The following is a 15,202-nucleotide window of genomic DNA, read 5'->3' as shown; positions in this document are numbered from 1 at the left end:
ATCTGACCGACCTTGCCCGCGTCCGCTTCGTCGTTCCTGAAGGCGCGATCGGCCCGGCTCTGGCCAGCGTGCTGGCCGATGCCGACGCCGTCATCGACCTCTTGCCGCAGCCATTGATGCGCGAAGCGGTGGAAGCCGCGATCGCGACCCGCACGCCGCTGGTCACCACCAATTACAGCAAGGCCATCGCCGATCTGGCGCCGGAAGCCGAACAGGCCGGTGTGTCTGTTATGACCGAATGCGGGCTCGACCCGGGCATCGACCTCGTGCTTTACGCCCGCGCCGCAAGGCAGTTCGACACCATCACCACGATCGATTCCTATTGCGGCGGCATCCCCGAACCGAAGGCGATGGCGAAGCCGCTTTGCTACAAGGTGAGCTGGAACTTCGACATGGTGCTGGTCAGCCAGAACCGCGACAGCGTCATGATCGAGGACGGCAAACGCGTCGCCGTGCCGGCCGCCCGCCAGCACGACAGTCATTTCATCCATGAGATCGAGGTCGCCGGCCTCGGCCGGCTTGAAGCCTTTCCCAATGGCGACGCGCTGCACTATGTCGAGATGCTTCCCGCGGCAAAAGGGCTGCGCCGCTCAGGCCGCTACACGCTGCGCTGGCCGGGATGGTCGGCGTTCTGGGCGCCGCTGAAGGAGCTTGGTTTCCTCTCCGAGGACAAGGTGCCCGGCACCTCCAACAGCCCGCGCGAATTCCTCGGCCGGCTGCTCGGCCCGCAATTGCAATACGGTCCCGGCGAAAAGGACCTTTGCGTGATGCGCAATGTCTTTTCCGGCCTCGAAGGCGGCCGCGCCAAGACGGTGACATCCGATTTGATCATCGAACGCGACCTGGGCTCGGGCCTGTTCGGTATGAGCCTCGGCGTCGGCTATCCCGCCAGCATCGTGGCGCAGATGCTGGCGCGGCGCGAGATCACCACACCGGGCCTTTTGAACCCGCTGCTGCATGTGCCTGACGGACCCTTCTTCGATGCGCTGGCCAAGCGCGGCATCAAGGTCATCGAGACGGTGGCCTRGGACTGAGAATTTTCGAACGGTGGCTGCCGCCGGCAAACGGCGCCGCCGCTCAAAAAAGAGCCCAAGGGACTCCGCGGGCAAACAACAACAGGGAGGAATACCAAAATGAAGATTGCCAGACTTTTCATCGCCGGACTTGCCCTTGCCGGGCTCACAGCCGGTGCCAGCGCCGGAACGCTCGACGAGATCACCAAGCGCGGCGAATTGCGCGTCGCGGTGCAGACGCAGGGACCGCCCTTCTCGCTGGTCGGCGCCAATGGCGAACGCACCGGCAGTTCGGTGGAACTCGCCGAGCTGATGGCCAAGGAAATGGGTGTGAAAATCACCTTCCTCGACTTCGACTGGGACGGGCTGATCCCGGCGCTCTTGTCGGGCAAGGCCGACCTGCTGGTCGCCGACATGACGCCGACGCTGGCGCGCGGCATGAAGGTCGCCTTCACCACGCCCTACATGTACACGGGCAGCACCGTCTTCACCAAGGCCGACAGCAAGTTCAAGACCACCGAGGACTGCAAGGCCAAGGGCACCAAGATCGCTGTTCTGCTCGGCGCCACCGGCGAGAAGGAAGCCAAGGCCGCCTTCCCCGATGCCGACATCAAGAGCTACAAGGGCGGCGGYCCGCTGCTGCTCGACGCCGTCAACAACGGCCAGGCCGATTGCGGCGTCAACGACGTCTCGGCGGTCAAGGGCCAGYMGACSGCCTAYCCGGCCGGCACMTTCACCATCATGCCGGACCTGCTGTCGAAGGAGCCGCTTGCCTTCGCCACCCGCTATGACGAGCCCGACCTGCTGGTCTGGATGAACCTGTTCCTCAACCAGGTCACCATCGACGGCCGTCTGCAGAAGAACCTCGACTACTGGGTGAATTCCGACGCCTGGAAGAAGGATCACTGAGGAATTAGCGAGATAGCGARTAGCGAATAGGGAGTAGCGAATAGGGCATGGCCGTTCCGGCCATGCTTCGCTGCCCCCCTACTTCCCTACTCGCTATTCGCTATTCGCTACTCGCCCTTCCCTCTCACCGCCGCGCGGCCATGCTCGAAAATTTCAGTTTCCGCACCATCGTCGAATATCTGCCTCTGTTTGGGCAGGGCCTGATCACGACCGTATGGCTGTCGGCGCTGTCCTTTGTCGGCGCGCTGGTCGTCGGCATCGTGCTGTGCGCCATGAATTTGCAGCGTGGCTGGCTGTTTCGCGCGCCGGCCAAGGCCTATATCGACGCCGTGCGCGCCACGCCCTTGCTGGCGCAGCTCTATTTCCTCTATTTCGGCCTACCTCGGCTCGGCTTCGTCCTGCCTGAGCTCGTCGTCGGCATCCTCGCTTTGTCGCTGAACAGCGGCGCCTACATCGCCGAAATCATCCGCGCCGGCATCCTGTCGATCCCGCGCGGCCAGGTTGAGGCCAGCGTCGCCTCGGGCATGACCTATGTCCAGCGCATGCGGCTGGTCGTGCTGCCGCAAGCCTTCAAAGTGACGATCCCGCCGCTGCTCGGCCAGGCGATCGTGCTGGTCAAGGACTCCGCCCTGCTGTCGCTGATCTCGGTTGCCGAACTGACGCGCGCCGGCCAGTTGCTCGCCTCCGACCGCTTCATGCCRGCGGAAGGCTTTCTMACCATCGCMGCYTTCTAYTTGCTGCTCTACTACTGCCTGAAGGGACTGGCCGTTCTGTCCAGCCGCTGGCTCGGCACAGCGGGGGCGCGGACATGATCTGGCAACATTTCCTCAGCCTCGCCGGCTCCTATCCCCTCGCACTGCGCGGCCTCGGCATGACGGTGGTGCTGTCGCTGATCAGCCTGGTGCTGGGCACCTTGCTCGGCTTCGGCCTCGGCATCTTGCGCACCGGCGGCAACCGCCTGATCTCGAGCGTCATCGGCGCCTGGGTCGACCTGATCCGCGGCACGCCGTTCCTGGTGCAGATCTTCCTGATCTTCTTCATCCTGCCGGAGTTCGGCATCGAGCTCGACGCCTTCACCGCCGGCATCATCGCGCTGACCAATCTCGCCGCCTGCTTCATCTGCGAGATCGTCGCCGCCGGCATCCGATCGGTACCGACAGGCCAGGTCGAGGCAGCGCTGGCATCCGGCCTGTCGCGCTGGCAGCGCATGCGCCAGGTGGTGCTGCCGCAGGCGATGCGCATCGTGCTGCCGCCGCTGGTCGGCCAATATGTGCTGCTGATCAAGGATTCTTCCGTCGTCTCGGCCATCGGGCTGACCGACCTTACCCGCGTCGGCTGGCTGGTGGTGCAGCGCGTGCCAAACGGCCTGCTGGTCTTCTTCCTCGTCGGCGTCGGCTATTTCATCGTCTGCTATCCCTTGATCATGCTCGCCCGCCGGCTCGAACGCCGCATGGGTGCGGCCCATGGCGAGGTGCAGCTGTGACATCGAACTCCAAAGGGCCAACAACCATGACCAAAGCGGGCATGACCAAATCAGGTCCGACCAAAACCGGCATGATCGACTTTCGCGGCGTCAACAAATGGTTCGGCACGCTCAACGTGCTGAAGGACATCACGCTGAGCGTCGAGCCGCGCGAAGTGGTCGTCGTCTGCGGCCCCAGCGGCTCCGGCAAGAGCACGCTGATCCGCTGCGTCAACGGCCTGGAGACGATCAAGGACGGCGATCTCATCGTCGACGGCCARCGYSTCGGCGAYCCCGCCACCAAYATGACGCAACTGCGCACCGAAATCGGCTTCGTTTTCCAGTCGTTCAACCTCTACCCGCACAAGACCGCGCTCGAAAACGTCACGCTCGCCCCGATCCATGTCCGCAAGATCCCACGCACTGAAGCTGAAAAGGCCGGCCGCGAACTGCTGGCCAAGGTCGGGCTGGCCGACAAGGTCAACGCCTATCCGGCGCAGCTCTCCGGCGGCCAGCAGCAGCGCGTGGCGATTGCCCGCTGCCTCGGCATGCGGCCGAAAATCATGCTGTTCGACGAGCCGACCTCTGCCCTCGACCCCGAGATGATTTCCGAAGTGCTCGACGTCATGGTCGCGGTTGCCGAGGAAGGCATGACCATGATGGTGGTGACGCAYGAGATGGGCTTTGCCCGCAAGGTCGCCCAGCGCGTGGTGTTCATGGACGCCGGCGCCATCGTCGAAAGCGGCACSCCSGASGMGTTYTTCTCSSAYCCSAARACCGACCGCAGCCGGGCGTTTCTGAGCAAGATTCTCAGGCATTGAGGCGCCGAAATTTGCTCAGGCTCGCATAATTCTTGCGCGGGCCTTTGACCCGCCACGCCTCGGCCCATTCGTCCGGCCCGCGAAAGAAGAAGCGCCCGACATAGAGATCGGCGCCGCAGAGATGGCGCACGGTCTGCACCGCCTTTGGCTCCAGCGCGATGAAGTCGCGGCCATCGGCATGCAGGATGCGCATCGAACCCTCGCCCGGCTCGAGCCGGTAGCGCCGGCTTGCCGGCATTTCGCGGGAGCCGATCCGCATGATGCCATGCTCGCTGAAGGCATCAGCCGTGACCACGACGTCGCCGGCGAAGCGGTAGGTCGCGCCGGTCAGGAAATCGATCATGGTGCGGCGGACTTTCCAGTCGCCGACAAGGATGCCTGCCGTTGTCTCACCGGCCTTGCCATCGGCATCAAATGCCACAGCGCGGTGCGTGTCGCTGAAGCGATGAACCGCTCTCACGGCGCCTTGCCCAACGAACGCAAAGCGGCAATGGCCCCGGCTTGTTCGATAAAGCCCTTGGGACAAGTGGCGGCGGCGAGCCGATAGAGCCGCAGGGCTTCATCATCGTGGGCCTGCAGCCGGTTGAATTCGGCGCTGTAGAAATTCGCCTCGCAGACTTGTCCGGCGCCCGTGGCCTTGTCCTGGGCGACAGCTTCCGAAAGTGCCGCGGCTGGGGTCTTTCGACCCAGAAACATGCTGACGACAGGTCCTGGCCATTTCGACAGATCGAGCTTGCCGGCCTGCTTCAGCAAATGGCCGCGCCCGCCGGCGTGCCGCTCGGCGATATCAAGCCAGATGGCGACATAGGCATTGTCGGGCTTCAGCGTGGCGGCCTTGGTGAAATCGGCCTGTGCCTTGGCTGGCGTGTCGGAATAGACATAGAGAATACCCCGGCCCAGATAGGAAGCGACGTCGTCCGGATAGAGACTGATCGACTGCGAATAATCGGCAATGGCGCGGCCCGCATCGCCCTTCGCCGCCCAGACAATACCCCGGTTGCCATAGGTTTTCGGGTTTTTCGGATTGAGAACGGCTGCCCGGTCGAGGTCCGCCAGCGCGCGCTCGACATCGCCTTTACGAAGCCAGGCCGTGCCCCGGTCGCAATAGGCATCGGCAAATTCCGGATTGAGTTCGATCGCCCGGTCGAAGTCCGCGATGGCGCGGTCGAAATCGCCTTTGTTGCCCCAGGCCGCACCCCGGTCGTAATAGGCGGAAGGGTCTTTCGGGGCGAGGCTGACCGCCTTGTCCATATCGCTGATGGCGCGGTCGAAATCGCCCTTGTGCGACCACGCCTCGCCTCGATTGGAGTAGTCCACGGCCTGGTCGGGATCGAGCGCCATCGCCTGGCTGCTATCGGCGATAGCGCGGTCGTAGTCGCCCGTCTGGTTCACGGCGATGGCCCGCATGCGGTAAGCCTTGGCGTTTGCCGGATCGAGCACGATGAGCGTGCTGAAGTCGGCGGCGGAACGATCGTAGTCGCCCTTCCCGTACCAGGCGATGCCCCTGCTGTAGTAGGCATCGCCGAATTTGGCATCGAGGCGGATCGCCTGGTCGAGGTCGGCGATGGCGCGATCATTGTCATGGTTTCGCAGCCACGTCGCACCTCTGTTGTAGTAGATGCTGGCGTCGTTCGGATCGAGCTCGATGACCTTGCCGTAGTCGGCAATGGCGCGATCGTCATCGCCTTTTCGCGCCCAGATCAGGCCCCGACGATAGTAGGCATGGGCACTTTTCGGATCGAGACCGATCACCTGGTTGTAGTCGGCCATTGCCCTGATATCGTCGCCCTTGCGGTCCCAGGCATCGCCCCGGTTGTTGTATGAGCTGGCATTTTTCGGATCCAGCGAGATGGCCTGGCTGTAGTCGGCGATCGCCTTGTCGTCATTGCCCTTGTGCGACCAGATCAGGCCACGGTTGTGATAGGCCCTGGCATCCTTGGGATTGAGCTTGACCGTCATGTCGTAGTCGGCGAGCGCCCGGTCGTCATTGCCCCTGTAGGACCAGACGACACCACGGTTGTAGTAGAGTTCGGCGTTCTCCGGATCAAGGAAGATCGCCTGGTCGAAGCTGGTGGTCGCACTGTCGTAGTCACCCTTGCGCACATAGGTGAGGCCACGATTTTGATAGGCGGTGACAAGATCGGGATGCAGGACGATCACCTGATCGTAGTCGGCGATCGCCCTGTCGTAGTCGCCCTGCGCGGCAAGCGCATTGCCACGGTAGATATAGGCCGAGGCGCGGTTGTCCTCGGCTTCCGCCTTGTCCTCGATGATCGCGGTGCAGGCGGCAATCTTGCGGGCGGCCTCCACCCCTTCATTGACACAGTCGGCATGGTCGTTGTCGGCGGCCGTCGCCGCCGTGCCGAGCGCAAACACCACCGCCGCAGCGGCCAGACCGGAGCGCCAATGGAACTTCACGGCGCCTTGCCCATGACGTGCATCGCGTTGGTCGCCGCCGTGATTTCGATGAAGTCCCGAGGGCAGTCGCGCAGCGCAAGGCGATAGAGGCGTAGCGCTTCATCGTCGCGGTGCTGCAGCCGCTGGATTTCCGCGATGTAGAAATTCGCCTCGCAGACCTGCTCGTTCTTCTTCGTCGCGTCGGGGTCGGCAGCGGCCGCCAATGCCATCTCAGGCGTCTGATCACCCAGCAGCATGCGGATCAGCGGCGCCGGCCATTTCGTCATATCGAGCTTGGCGTCGCGCAGGATGCTCGGCTGGCCGTTGCGCCGCTGCGCCAGATCGAGCCAGATCGCATAATAGGCATTGTCGGGTTTCAGCCCGGCCGCCTGCTCGAAATCAGCCTGCGCCTCTGGAGACGAGCCGAAATAGAACCGGACGATGCCTCGGCTCTCGTAGGCGTCGGCATATTTCGGATCGAGGCGTATGGCTTCGCCGTAGTCGGCCAAGGCCTTGGCGTACTCAGCCTTGTAGACAAAGGCGAGACCACGCGTGTCGTAGGCACTGGCACTTTTCGGATCGAGGCTGATCGCCTGATCGAGATCAGCCATGGCGCGATCATAGTCCGCCTTGTACAGCCAGACGCGGGCCCTGCCGGCGTAGGCGTTGGTGTATTTCGGGGCGTGGCTGATCGCCTGGTTGTAGTCGGCGATTGCGTAATCGAATTGGCTCTTGCGAGCCCAGACCCAGCCCCGGTTCCTGAAGGCCCTGGCGTATTTGGGATCGATGAGGATAGCCAGATTGTAGTCGGCGATGGCGCCATCGAAGTTTCGTTTGGCCGCCTTCGCCATGCCTCTGTTGTCGTAAGCCTGCGCGTATTTTGGGTTCCTGATGACCGCCTGGTCGTAGTCGGCTATGGCACGATCGAAATCACCCTTGTCCGACCAGGCCAGACCTCGATTGTTGTAGGCGATGAAATAGTTCGGATCGAGGAGGATCGCCTGATCATAGTCAGCGATAGCCCGATCGAGATCGCCCTTGTCCGACCAAGTCGAGCCACGCCTGTTGTAAGCAAACGGATTTTTCGGATCGAGGCTGATGGCCTGGCCGTAATCGGCGATAGCGTGATCATAATCTTTCTTGTTTGCGAAGACGGATGCGCGATCGCTGTAGGTTTCGGAATCCTTGGGGTCGAGCTTGATGGCCTCGTCATAATCGGCGATGGCGCGATCGTTATCGCCCATCCTGGCCCAGGCACCACCACGTCGATGCCAGGCATTGACATGTTTCGGGTCGAGGCTGATCACCTGGCTGAAGTCGGCGATGGCGCGCTCGTCATTGCGCTTATACGACCAGGCAAGTCCGAGGTTGAAATACTGATCCGGGTCCTGCGGATCGAGAAAGATCGCCTGGCTGTAGCTGGTGACGGCGCTGTCGTAATCGCCTGTGCGCAGAAAGGCATTGCCGCGGTTGTTGTAGGCGGTGCTGTTTGCCGGGTCGAGGCTGATCGCCTTGTCGAGATCGGCGATGGCTTTGACATAATCGCGCTTGATGTCGTTCCAGATCATGCCCCGGTTCGAGTAGGCAACGGCGAGCTGCGGATTGAGGCTGATCGCCTGGCTGTAGTCTGATATGGCGCGGTCGTAGTCATTCTTGTGGCCCCAGGCCAGCCCACGGTTGTTGAAGGCATCGGCGTCTTTCGGATCAAGGCTGATCGCATCGGTGTAATCGCCGATGGCGAGGTCGTAGGCGCCCATATCGCCCGATGCATTGGCGCGGTTGAAATAGGCTAGCGCCCGATTGCCGGGGGTCGTCGCCTTGTCCTCGATGACACCCGTGCAGGCAGCAATCCGCTTGGCGATGTCGAGCTTGTCATTGCCGCAATCCTCAAGGCCTCCGGCCAAGGCGGGAGCGCCGAGCGCCAGCAGGATGGCGAGACCGGCGAGAGGCTGCAGCGCCTTTACAATCGATCGCCGAAATCTGGGAAGCATCATGTCAGCAGTTTTTGAAGCACAATTGCCGGTTGTTGGCCCTCTGCCGACTTGATCAGGCAAATTCTTGATCGCCGCAAGTCACCGCCGCAAAGAAATCCGTTCAGCCAGGCGCCGCCTCGGCAACGCATGCGACATGGCCACTGAGTCCGGCCGCGGATCACCGCGATGGCAGACCGGCTCCCATTGAAGGGAGCCGGCTGCCTTGTGGGTGGGCTCCTTGGATGGGCGGCTCAGGCCGCCGTCGGATAATCCGTATAGCCCTTGGCGTCGCCGCCATAGAACGTCGCCTTGTCGGGGGCGTTCAGTCCGGCGTTCCGCTTCAGCCGGCTGACGAGGTCGGGATTGGCGATGAACAGCTTGCCGAACGCGACAAGGTCGGCGTAACCGTCGCCGACTGCCTTTTCGGCCAGTTCCTTGTCGTAGCCATTGTTCACCAGCCAGGCGCCAGTACCGCCGGCCTTGCGATAGGTGGCCTTGAGGTCTGAGTAGTCGAACGGTCTGTCGCCCTGGCTGAAGTCACGCGCGCCGCCGGTCGCGCCTTCGACGATATGGATATAGGCGAGGCCGCGGCTGCCCAGGCCCGCCACGACATGGTTGAACAGCGGCTGCGGGTCGGCATCCGAAGCGTCGTTGGCGGGCGTCACCGGCGACAGCCTGATCCCGGTCCTGCCGGCGCCGACGGCGCCCGTGACAGCGTCGACCACCTCGAACAGCAAGCGCGTCCGGTTCTCGATCGAGCCGCCATACGCATCGGTGCGATGATTGGTGCCCGAGCGCAGGAACTGGTCGATGAGATAGCCATTGGCGCCATGGATCTCGACGCCGTCGAAACCCGCCACCTCGATCGCCGCCTTGGCGGCGCGGCGGAAGTCATCGACGATGCCGGGAAGTTCGGCGGCATCGAGCGCGCGCGGTTCGGAGGTCTCGGCGAACTCGCCGCTGCCATCCGGCTTGACCAGGAACGTCTTGGAGTTTGCCCGGATCGCCGACGGCGCCACCGGCTTGCCGCCGCCGGGCTGCAACGTCGTGTGCGAGATGCGTCCGACATGCCAGAGCTGGACCACGATCTTGCCGCCGCCCTTGTGAACGGCGTCGGTGACGCGCTTCCAGCCGGCAAGCTGATCGGCGCCATAGAGGCCAGGCACGTTGGCGTAGCCCTGGCCTTGATGGCTGATGGCGGTGGCTTCGGTCACGATCAGACCAGCCGTGGCGCGCTGGCTGTAATAGGTCACCGAGAGGTCGCCGGGCACCGCATTGGGCGAGCGGTTGCGCGTCAGCGGCGCCATGACGATGCGGTTCGCCAGCGTCAGGTCGCCAGCCCGCAGGGGATCAAAGAGGGTAGCCATGAGAAATACCTTTCATGCATTTTGGGGAGGAGCGGGGAGGATCGTCAGAGATCGGACAAGGCGGCCTGGAAGGCGGCGATGGTTTCTTCGTTGCGTTTGTAGAACACCCATTGGCCGACCCGACGCGTCGTCACGAGGTCGGCTGACGCCAGTGTCGCCAGATGTGCCGAAACACTGGACTGCGCCAGGCCGCGATTATCGAATTGGCTGGCGCAGACACCCATTTCGAGCGGATGCGCCTGCGCGGCGAAGTGCTGTTCAGGCTCCTTCAGCCACGCCAGAACATCGCGCCGAAACGGATGCGCCAGCGCCTTCAATATGATGTCGTTGTCCATCTTTATCCTGCATCGATCTCAACCGATATATAGATCGGGTGGAGACGATATGGCAGGAAATCCATGCTATTGTTGATGGCGATCGGAGAAAGCGTTTCCCGCATGACACGAGACCGGAACTAATGCGGCCGGTGCAGGCTGGCGAAAGGGTGCCCATCGTCCTGGGCCCAATGACCGATCTCAAAATCCTTGCCATCTTGTACGTAAACGCGTACAAGATTGTCCATGCGAACCACTTCCTACAGTGACTTGCGGCGCAACCTAGCCGCTACGATAGACAGCGTGAACGCTGATCATGAGCCGGTCATCATTACGCGCGACCGCGGCAAGCCGGCGGCAGTGCTGATGTCGGTGGAGGATTTCGCCTCTTATGAGGAAACCCGTTATCTCCTGCGCAGCCCGCGCAACGCCGAGCGCTTGCTTGAGGCGACGCAGGGATTGGACCAGGGCGAAGGGACAGAGCGCGAGCTTCCGGAGTGAGGCTGATCTTCCATGAACGCGCATGGGAGGATTATCTGCACTGGCAGGCAACCGACACCAAACTGCTCGCACGCATAAATGCACTCATCAAGGAATGCACTCGCACGCCGTTCACCGGGACAGGCAAGCCGGAACCATTGCGCGGGCCCCTTTCGGGATGGTGGTCGCGGCGCATCACGCAGGAGCACCGTCTGGTTTACCGCGCAGGCGAAGACAGCTTGTTCATAGCGCAATGTCGCTATCACTACTAAGACAGAGCTGACGGCGCGCCATCAGCTGACTGCCAGCACCTTGCCGGTGTCGTGCTGGCGCACGAAATCCACGCGCTTGCCGTCCCAGTGATAGGAATAGTGCCGGCCCTGCACTGGAACGGGGATGACATCGGGCCAGAAGATGCCGATGCATTGCCCATCCGGCATGCGCACGCTGTTCCAAAGAAGCCCGTCGCTGCCTTGCGCCCGCAGCGCCCGCCCTTCCGCCTGCGAGGCGGTGTAGTCGTCCGGGTCGAGCACGCCGGGTACGGCGTTGACGTCATCGAGGTCGCGGTCGACGCTGCCGATCAGCACGCGAAAGTCAGCCGTCCAGCCCGGATCCTCATTGGTGGCGCGCATAAAATTCTGGTGGTGGTGGATGGTCTCGGCGAGCGCCACATCCTCGCTGTCGCCGGCATAGTAGAGGCCGTAGCTGCCGTCCGAGAAACGGCCGGGCCGCAAAGTCGAACAATGCACGAAAGGCGCCATGACGAAGCTGGCGCCGGGGCCGGACACCCGCCTTGCCGCCGTGACCTTGCCGAGGTCGCCGATCTCGAGCCGGATGCGCGGGTTGGTCTTCTCCTCGACCGAGGCCAGCGCCTCCCAGTCGCGCGGATCGGCAATGTCCTCGAACAGATCGATCGGCGGATGGATGGAGCGGATGACGCGAAAAGTCTGGTGCCAGTGGACGCGGCGCCGGACGCCAAGCCCACTCACCATGCACCACGCTCCGCATCGAGCCATTCGCGCATGGCGGCAAGGTCGGAGATTTCGCCGCGCAGCATCAGGTCGAGCGCCGACTGGCCGCCGAAGGTGGCATTGGGCTTGCGGATCCAGGCATAGCCGCGCGCCGGCTCGGTGAAGAGATAGCGCAGGCCTTTGTGGATGCCCATCAGGTGCGCCATGCGGGTGCGCAGGTCGCGGTCGATGCGGCCGATGCCGCCCTCCTTCCAGCGTGCCCCAGTCTTCCAACGTGCCCAGGTGCGTGCCGACATGCCGCCGAGCAGGATGCAGGCCTCCAGGTCAGTGAGATTCCACGCCTTGAACAGATTGACCGTGGTGCGCGCGAGCGCCCCGGCCTCTTCCTCGGAAATGGCTGATCCGATCGTGGCCGGCGTGGTGACGATGGACTGAAGCTGCATGTTTGCTCACCCTGCTATTGGCAGAGATATAGCATGTATTTGCCAATTGGCAAGAAGCGCTTAAAATCAGGCTTCTGAAATGGTGGCGTCTCGAGGCAAGATTCCGCACCGCTCCTTTGCATAATCCCAAGCGGAAAAAGGCGGATCGCCCCGTCGCCCAGGCGGTGACTTGATAAACGGATCCAGGCCAAACAAACTGTATTTCTCAAACCGCTGTTCGGCAGTAAATTCCGGCTTGAAAGCATCTTCCAGTTCGCCGTCGACTATGGCGTGGCAGTGCGCCACCGCCTCATCGTAGGTTGCGAATTGTCCGTCCAAATATCGATGACTCTCGTCTCGATAATGGAAATTATCGTCGACGAAGACCTGGTAGAGACTCTCGTCGGGCTCTGACTTTTCCAGCTTCGACTCATCCGCGGTTCGTGCGGAAAACACCCAAGAATTTCCGCAACACCATCATAAATGCTCGGTGGCTGACCGCAAGCAAAGCTCGATAAGGCGGCCACGTCAATTCCCAGGCGTGGCGGCCTCGGATGCCAGACAGATGAAGCACTTCGGGCCGGCACTATTGCCGGCCCAAAACCGCGTCGTGCCTATTCCGCCGCCTCATACCCGGCGATGCCCTTGATCTCGAGGAAATCCTCAAGCCCGTATTCGGCGTATTCGCGGCCATTGCCCGACTGCTTGTAGCCGCCGAAGGGCAGGCCGGCGTCCCAGGTCGGGTAGTTGATGTAGACATTGCCGGAGCGCATGCGTGCCGCCACGTCGCGGGCCTTCTGGATGTCCTTGGCCTGGATGTAGGAGGCAAGGCCGTAGACGGTGTCGTTGGCCTGCTCGACCGCCTGTTCGACCGTGTCATAGGGCATGATCGCCAGCACCGGTCCGAAGATTTCCTCGCGTGCGATGCGCATGTCGTGGGTGACGTCGGCGAACACGGTCGGCCTGATGTAGTAGCCGCGGTTCAGTTCCGCAGGACGGCCGGGGCCGCCGGCGACCAGCGTCGCACCTTCGTCGATGCCGGCCTGGATCAGGTCCTGGATCTTGTCGAACTGGATCTGGCTGACGACCGGGCCAAGTTTGGTGTTGGCGCCGTCGGCCGGGCCGACCACGAACTTTTCCGCCGCCGCCTTGGCATAGCCCGCCGCCTCGTCATGACGGTCGCGCGGCACGAACATGCGGGTGGGCGCATTGCAGGACTGGCCTGAGTTGCCGAAGCAGCCGGCGACGCCCTTGGAGACTGCGGTGGCGAGGTCGACATCCGGGAACAGGATGTTGGCCGACTTGCCGCCCAGTTCCTGATGCACGCGCTTGACCGTGTCGGCGGCGGCCTTGGCCACCAGGATGCCGGCCCGGGTCGAACCGGTGAACGACATCATGTCGATGTCGGGATGGCTGGACAGCGCCTGGCCGACGCCCGGGCCGTCGCCATTGACGAGGTTGAACACGCCCTTCGGCACACCGGCCTCGTCGATGATCTCGGCGAAGATGATGGCGTCGAGCGGCGCGATTTCCGACGGCTTCAGCACCATGGTGCAGCCGGCGGCGAGTGCCGGACCGACCTTGCAGGTGATCTGGTTCAGCGGCCAGTTCCACGGCGTGATCAGGCCGACGACGCCGATCGGCTCCTTGACGATCAGCGCGCTGCCCTTGACGTGGCGGAACTGGAAAGTTTTCAGCACTTCCGCCATCTTCTGCAGATGCGCGAGGCCGACGCCGACCTGGCTGTCGAGGGCCATCTGGCGCGGCGCGCCCATTTCGCGCGACACGGCCAGCGCCAGATCGGCGCTACGCTTCTTGTAGACCTCGATGATGCGGTTCAGGATGTCGAGGCGCTCTTCCACCGAGGTGAAGCCGAACGAATTGAAAGCGCGCTTGGCCGCCGCCACCGCCTTGTCGACATCGGCCTTGGAGCCGAGCGATATCTGCGCGAAGGCATCCTCGTTCGACGGGTCGATGACATCGAGCGTGTTGGGCACAACAGGATCGACCCATGCGCCATCGATATAGAACTGCAGATTGTGWGACATGGTTTTCTCCTTGGGGGCGCCGCAGGGCCGTTCCGGCCGTGATATCTGGCTAGAGATAACGATGCACAAACCGCGCTGTCAAACGCAACCCCCGAACTGGTTGAGCCAGCGCCCCCAGTGATTGAGCCAGACGCTTTGGGGCAGCAGACCTGGCCGTTTTTCGATGACGCGGGATGAATTACAGCAGCGTGTGTCCTGCCTTGACCAGAAGCGTTCTCGCCGCTACCTGATCCGCCGCTTTCACCAGCAGGTGATCGCCGTCGAAGGTGGACACCAGGAAGATGCCCAACCCGTTTTCCGACAGCGGCTGGATGACCGACAACACGATGCCGGTTTCGTCGAAAGCAAAGGGCCCCTGCAATTTGAAGGCGACCCAGTCGCCATCGTGCTTGACTGTGCCCGGAACGCGATCCTGCAGGCACGTGATCGAAAGCTCGTCGTCGGTCCTGGTGATGCTGACGAAGCCCGGCCCGTCCGCCCAGCCGGGAATGCTGTCGCTCGCCCCGAGCCGCGAAATCGCGTACGATCCGGGAAGTTGATTCAATTTGACCCTGGCAGCCATCGTCGTATTTTTGCCTCCGATTTGCCCGCTATCGCGTCAATTTCTTGCTCATATAGACCGTCATGCCGCCCATGAACGGCTCCTCCCGGTCGATCGTATAACCATGCCTTTTGTACAACAACACATTGGCTTCGAAAGCGCCGTTGGTCAGCAGGCGCAGCTCGGGGCGGCCGGCTTCGACCGCCTTCTGCTCAGCGCGCTCCAGCAACAGCCGGCCGATGCCCCTGCCCTGCGCCTGTAGCGACACGCAGACATTTTCGATCCACAGATGATCGTCGGCCAGCATGGTCTCGATCATCCCGACAATGCGGCCGTCCGCAACGGCAAGCTCGAACGGATGCTCGGCAACGGCCTTGTCGTAATCGGCGCGCATCGGCAGCGGCTCGCGGCCGATCACCGGCACCCATTTGGCATAGGCGGCGCGCACGATGCCCCTGATCGCGGCAGCGTCAGCGGGCTCGGC

At 62.8% G+C, this 15,202-nt stretch carries 18 protein-coding genes; 7 read left to right on the top strand and 11 right to left on the bottom strand.

Going from position 1 to position 15,202, the window contains the following annotated elements; translation table 11 throughout:
• The 5 genes from AC1DX0_RS18800 to AC1DX0_RS18780 form a co-directional block, all read left to right on the top strand.
• Window positions 1-1,034 (top strand): saccharopine dehydrogenase family protein (locus tag AC1DX0_RS18800; RefSeq protein WP_477356400.1); only part of this gene is annotated, 1,034 nt, incomplete at its 5' end.
• A gap of 99 nt (window positions 1,035-1,133) precedes the next feature.
• Complete coding sequence (locus AC1DX0_RS18795) at window positions 1,134-1,922, top strand: ABC transporter substrate-binding protein (protein WP_477356398.1); 789 nt, start codon at window positions 1,134-1,136, stop codon at window positions 1,920-1,922.
• A gap of 140 nt (window positions 1,923-2,062) precedes the next feature.
• Complete coding sequence (locus AC1DX0_RS18790; RefSeq protein ID WP_172226189.1) at window positions 2,063-2,734, top strand: amino acid ABC transporter permease; 672 nt, start codon at window positions 2,063-2,065, stop codon at window positions 2,732-2,734.
• Window positions 2,731-3,405, top strand: a complete 675-nt coding sequence (locus AC1DX0_RS18785) for an amino acid ABC transporter permease (RefSeq protein ID WP_477222765.1) — start codon at window positions 2,731-2,733, stop codon at window positions 3,403-3,405. Before AC1DX0_RS18790 ends, AC1DX0_RS18785 begins: the two co-directional genes overlap by 4 nt.
• A gap of 26 nt (window positions 3,406-3,431) precedes the next feature.
• Window positions 3,432-4,205, top strand: a complete 774-nt coding sequence (locus AC1DX0_RS18780) for an amino acid ABC transporter ATP-binding protein (protein WP_477356396.1) — start codon at window positions 3,432-3,434, stop codon at window positions 4,203-4,205.
• On the opposite strand, the gene AC1DX0_RS18775 is transcribed toward AC1DX0_RS18780, so the two are convergent.
• From AC1DX0_RS18775 to AC1DX0_RS18755, 5 genes are all read right to left on the bottom strand, one after another.
• On the bottom strand, window positions 4,195-4,665 hold the full coding sequence (locus AC1DX0_RS18775) for a DUF6314 family protein (protein ID WP_477222767.1): 471 nt from the start codon (window positions 4,663-4,665) through the stop codon (window positions 4,195-4,197). The genes AC1DX0_RS18780 and AC1DX0_RS18775 overlap by 11 nt on opposite strands.
• Complete coding sequence (locus tag AC1DX0_RS18770; protein WP_477222768.1) at window positions 4,662-6,623, bottom strand: tetratricopeptide repeat protein; 1,962 nt, start codon at window positions 6,621-6,623, stop codon at window positions 4,662-4,664. Before AC1DX0_RS18770 ends, AC1DX0_RS18775 begins: the two co-directional genes overlap by 4 nt.
• Window positions 6,620-8,596: a tetratricopeptide repeat protein gene (locus tag AC1DX0_RS18765; protein WP_477222769.1), complete on the bottom strand. Its 1,977-nt coding sequence runs from the start codon at window positions 8,594-8,596 to the stop codon at window positions 6,620-6,622. Before AC1DX0_RS18765 ends, AC1DX0_RS18770 begins: the two co-directional genes overlap by 4 nt.
• 230 nt (window positions 8,597-8,826) lie before the next feature.
• On the bottom strand, window positions 8,827-9,942 hold the full coding sequence (locus AC1DX0_RS18760; RefSeq protein WP_477222770.1) for an alkene reductase: 1,116 nt from the start codon (window positions 9,940-9,942) through the stop codon (window positions 8,827-8,829).
• 44 nt (window positions 9,943-9,986) lie between these two features.
• A complete protein-coding gene (locus AC1DX0_RS18755) occupies window positions 9,987-10,277 on the bottom strand; it encodes an ArsR/SmtB family transcription factor (RefSeq protein WP_475438105.1) in 291 nt (96 codons plus the stop codon).
• A 225-nt stretch (window positions 10,278-10,502) separates the two neighbouring features.
• Between AC1DX0_RS18755 and AC1DX0_RS18750 the strand changes: the two genes are divergently transcribed.
• Together AC1DX0_RS18750 and AC1DX0_RS18745 are read left to right on the top strand one after the other, a co-directional pair.
• Window positions 10,503-10,757, top strand: a complete 255-nt coding sequence (locus AC1DX0_RS18750; RefSeq protein ID WP_477222771.1) for a type II toxin-antitoxin system Phd/YefM family antitoxin — start codon at window positions 10,503-10,505, stop codon at window positions 10,755-10,757.
• Window positions 10,754-11,008 carry a Txe/YoeB family addiction module toxin gene (locus AC1DX0_RS18745; RefSeq protein WP_372952591.1) on the top strand — a complete coding sequence of 85 codons (255 nt, stop codon included), beginning with the start codon at window positions 10,754-10,756 and terminating at the stop codon, window positions 11,006-11,008. Before AC1DX0_RS18750 ends, AC1DX0_RS18745 begins: the two co-directional genes overlap by 4 nt.
• Window positions 11,009-11,029: 21 nt before the next feature.
• Here AC1DX0_RS18745 and AC1DX0_RS18740 read toward each other — a convergent pair whose 3' ends face one another.
• The 6 genes from AC1DX0_RS18740 to AC1DX0_RS18715 all read right to left on the bottom strand — a co-directional run.
• Entirely contained in the window at window positions 11,030-11,728 is a 699-nt protein-coding gene (locus tag AC1DX0_RS18740) for an RES family NAD+ phosphorylase (protein WP_477222772.1), read from the bottom strand.
• On the bottom strand, window positions 11,722-12,150 hold the full coding sequence (locus tag AC1DX0_RS18735) for an MbcA/ParS/Xre antitoxin family protein (protein WP_477222773.1): 429 nt from the start codon (window positions 12,148-12,150) through the stop codon (window positions 11,722-11,724). The genes AC1DX0_RS18740 and AC1DX0_RS18735 overlap by 7 nt, the downstream gene beginning before the upstream one ends.
• A 66-nt stretch (window positions 12,151-12,216) precedes the next feature.
• The gene (locus AC1DX0_RS18730; RefSeq protein WP_477222774.1) at window positions 12,217-12,585 is read right to left on the bottom strand and encodes a hypothetical protein; all 369 of its coding nucleotides are present in this window, start codon (window positions 12,583-12,585) and stop codon (window positions 12,217-12,219) included.
• Between the two features lie 158 nt (window positions 12,586-12,743).
• A complete protein-coding gene (locus AC1DX0_RS18725; RefSeq protein ID WP_477222775.1) occupies window positions 12,744-14,177 on the bottom strand; it encodes an aldehyde dehydrogenase family protein in 1,434 nt (477 codons plus the stop codon).
• 178 nt (window positions 14,178-14,355) lie between these two features.
• Entirely contained in the window at window positions 14,356-14,739 is a 384-nt protein-coding gene (locus tag AC1DX0_RS18720; protein ID WP_477222776.1) for an ACT domain-containing protein, read from the bottom strand.
• Window positions 14,740-14,767: 28 nt separating this feature from the next.
• The coding region (locus AC1DX0_RS18715; RefSeq protein ID WP_477356394.1) for a GNAT family N-acetyltransferase at window positions 14,768-15,202 on the bottom strand (435 nt) is incomplete at its 5' end.

The organism is Mesorhizobium sp. P3_A9 (genome assembly GCF_056402975.1).
The sequence above is the reverse complement of the archived record's forward strand: the minus strand, read 5'-3'. Positions and strand labels throughout refer to the sequence as shown.

Bases quoted from the DNA above. Each gene is read 5' to 3' on its own strand.
- AC1DX0_RS18760 (WP_477222770.1), bottom strand. From the start codon at position 9,942: ATGGCTACCCTCTTTGATCCCCTGCGGGCTGGCGACCTGACGCTGGCG.
- AC1DX0_RS18720 (WP_477222776.1), bottom strand. From the start codon at position 14,739: ATGGCTGCCAGGGTCAAATTGAATCAACTTCCCGGATCGTACGCGATT.
- AC1DX0_RS18750 (WP_477222771.1), top strand. From the start codon at position 10,503: ATGCGAACCACTTCCTACAGTGACTTGCGGCGCAACCTAGCCGCTACG.
- AC1DX0_RS18785 (WP_477222765.1), top strand. From the start codon at position 2,731: ATGATCTGGCAACATTTCCTCAGCCTCGCCGGCTCCTATCCCCTCGCA.
- AC1DX0_RS18765 (WP_477222769.1), bottom strand. From the start codon at position 8,596: ATGATGCTTCCCAGATTTCGGCGATCGATTGTAAAGGCGCTGCAGCCT.
- AC1DX0_RS18755 (WP_475438105.1), bottom strand. From the start codon at position 10,277: ATGGACAACGACATCATATTGAAGGCGCTGGCGCATCCGTTTCGGCGC.
- AC1DX0_RS18735 (WP_477222773.1), bottom strand. From the start codon at position 12,150: ATGCAGCTTCAGTCCATCGTCACCACGCCGGCCACGATCGGATCAGCC.
- AC1DX0_RS18740 (WP_477222772.1), bottom strand. From the start codon at position 11,728: ATGGTGAGTGGGCTTGGCGTCCGGCGCCGCGTCCACTGGCACCAGACT.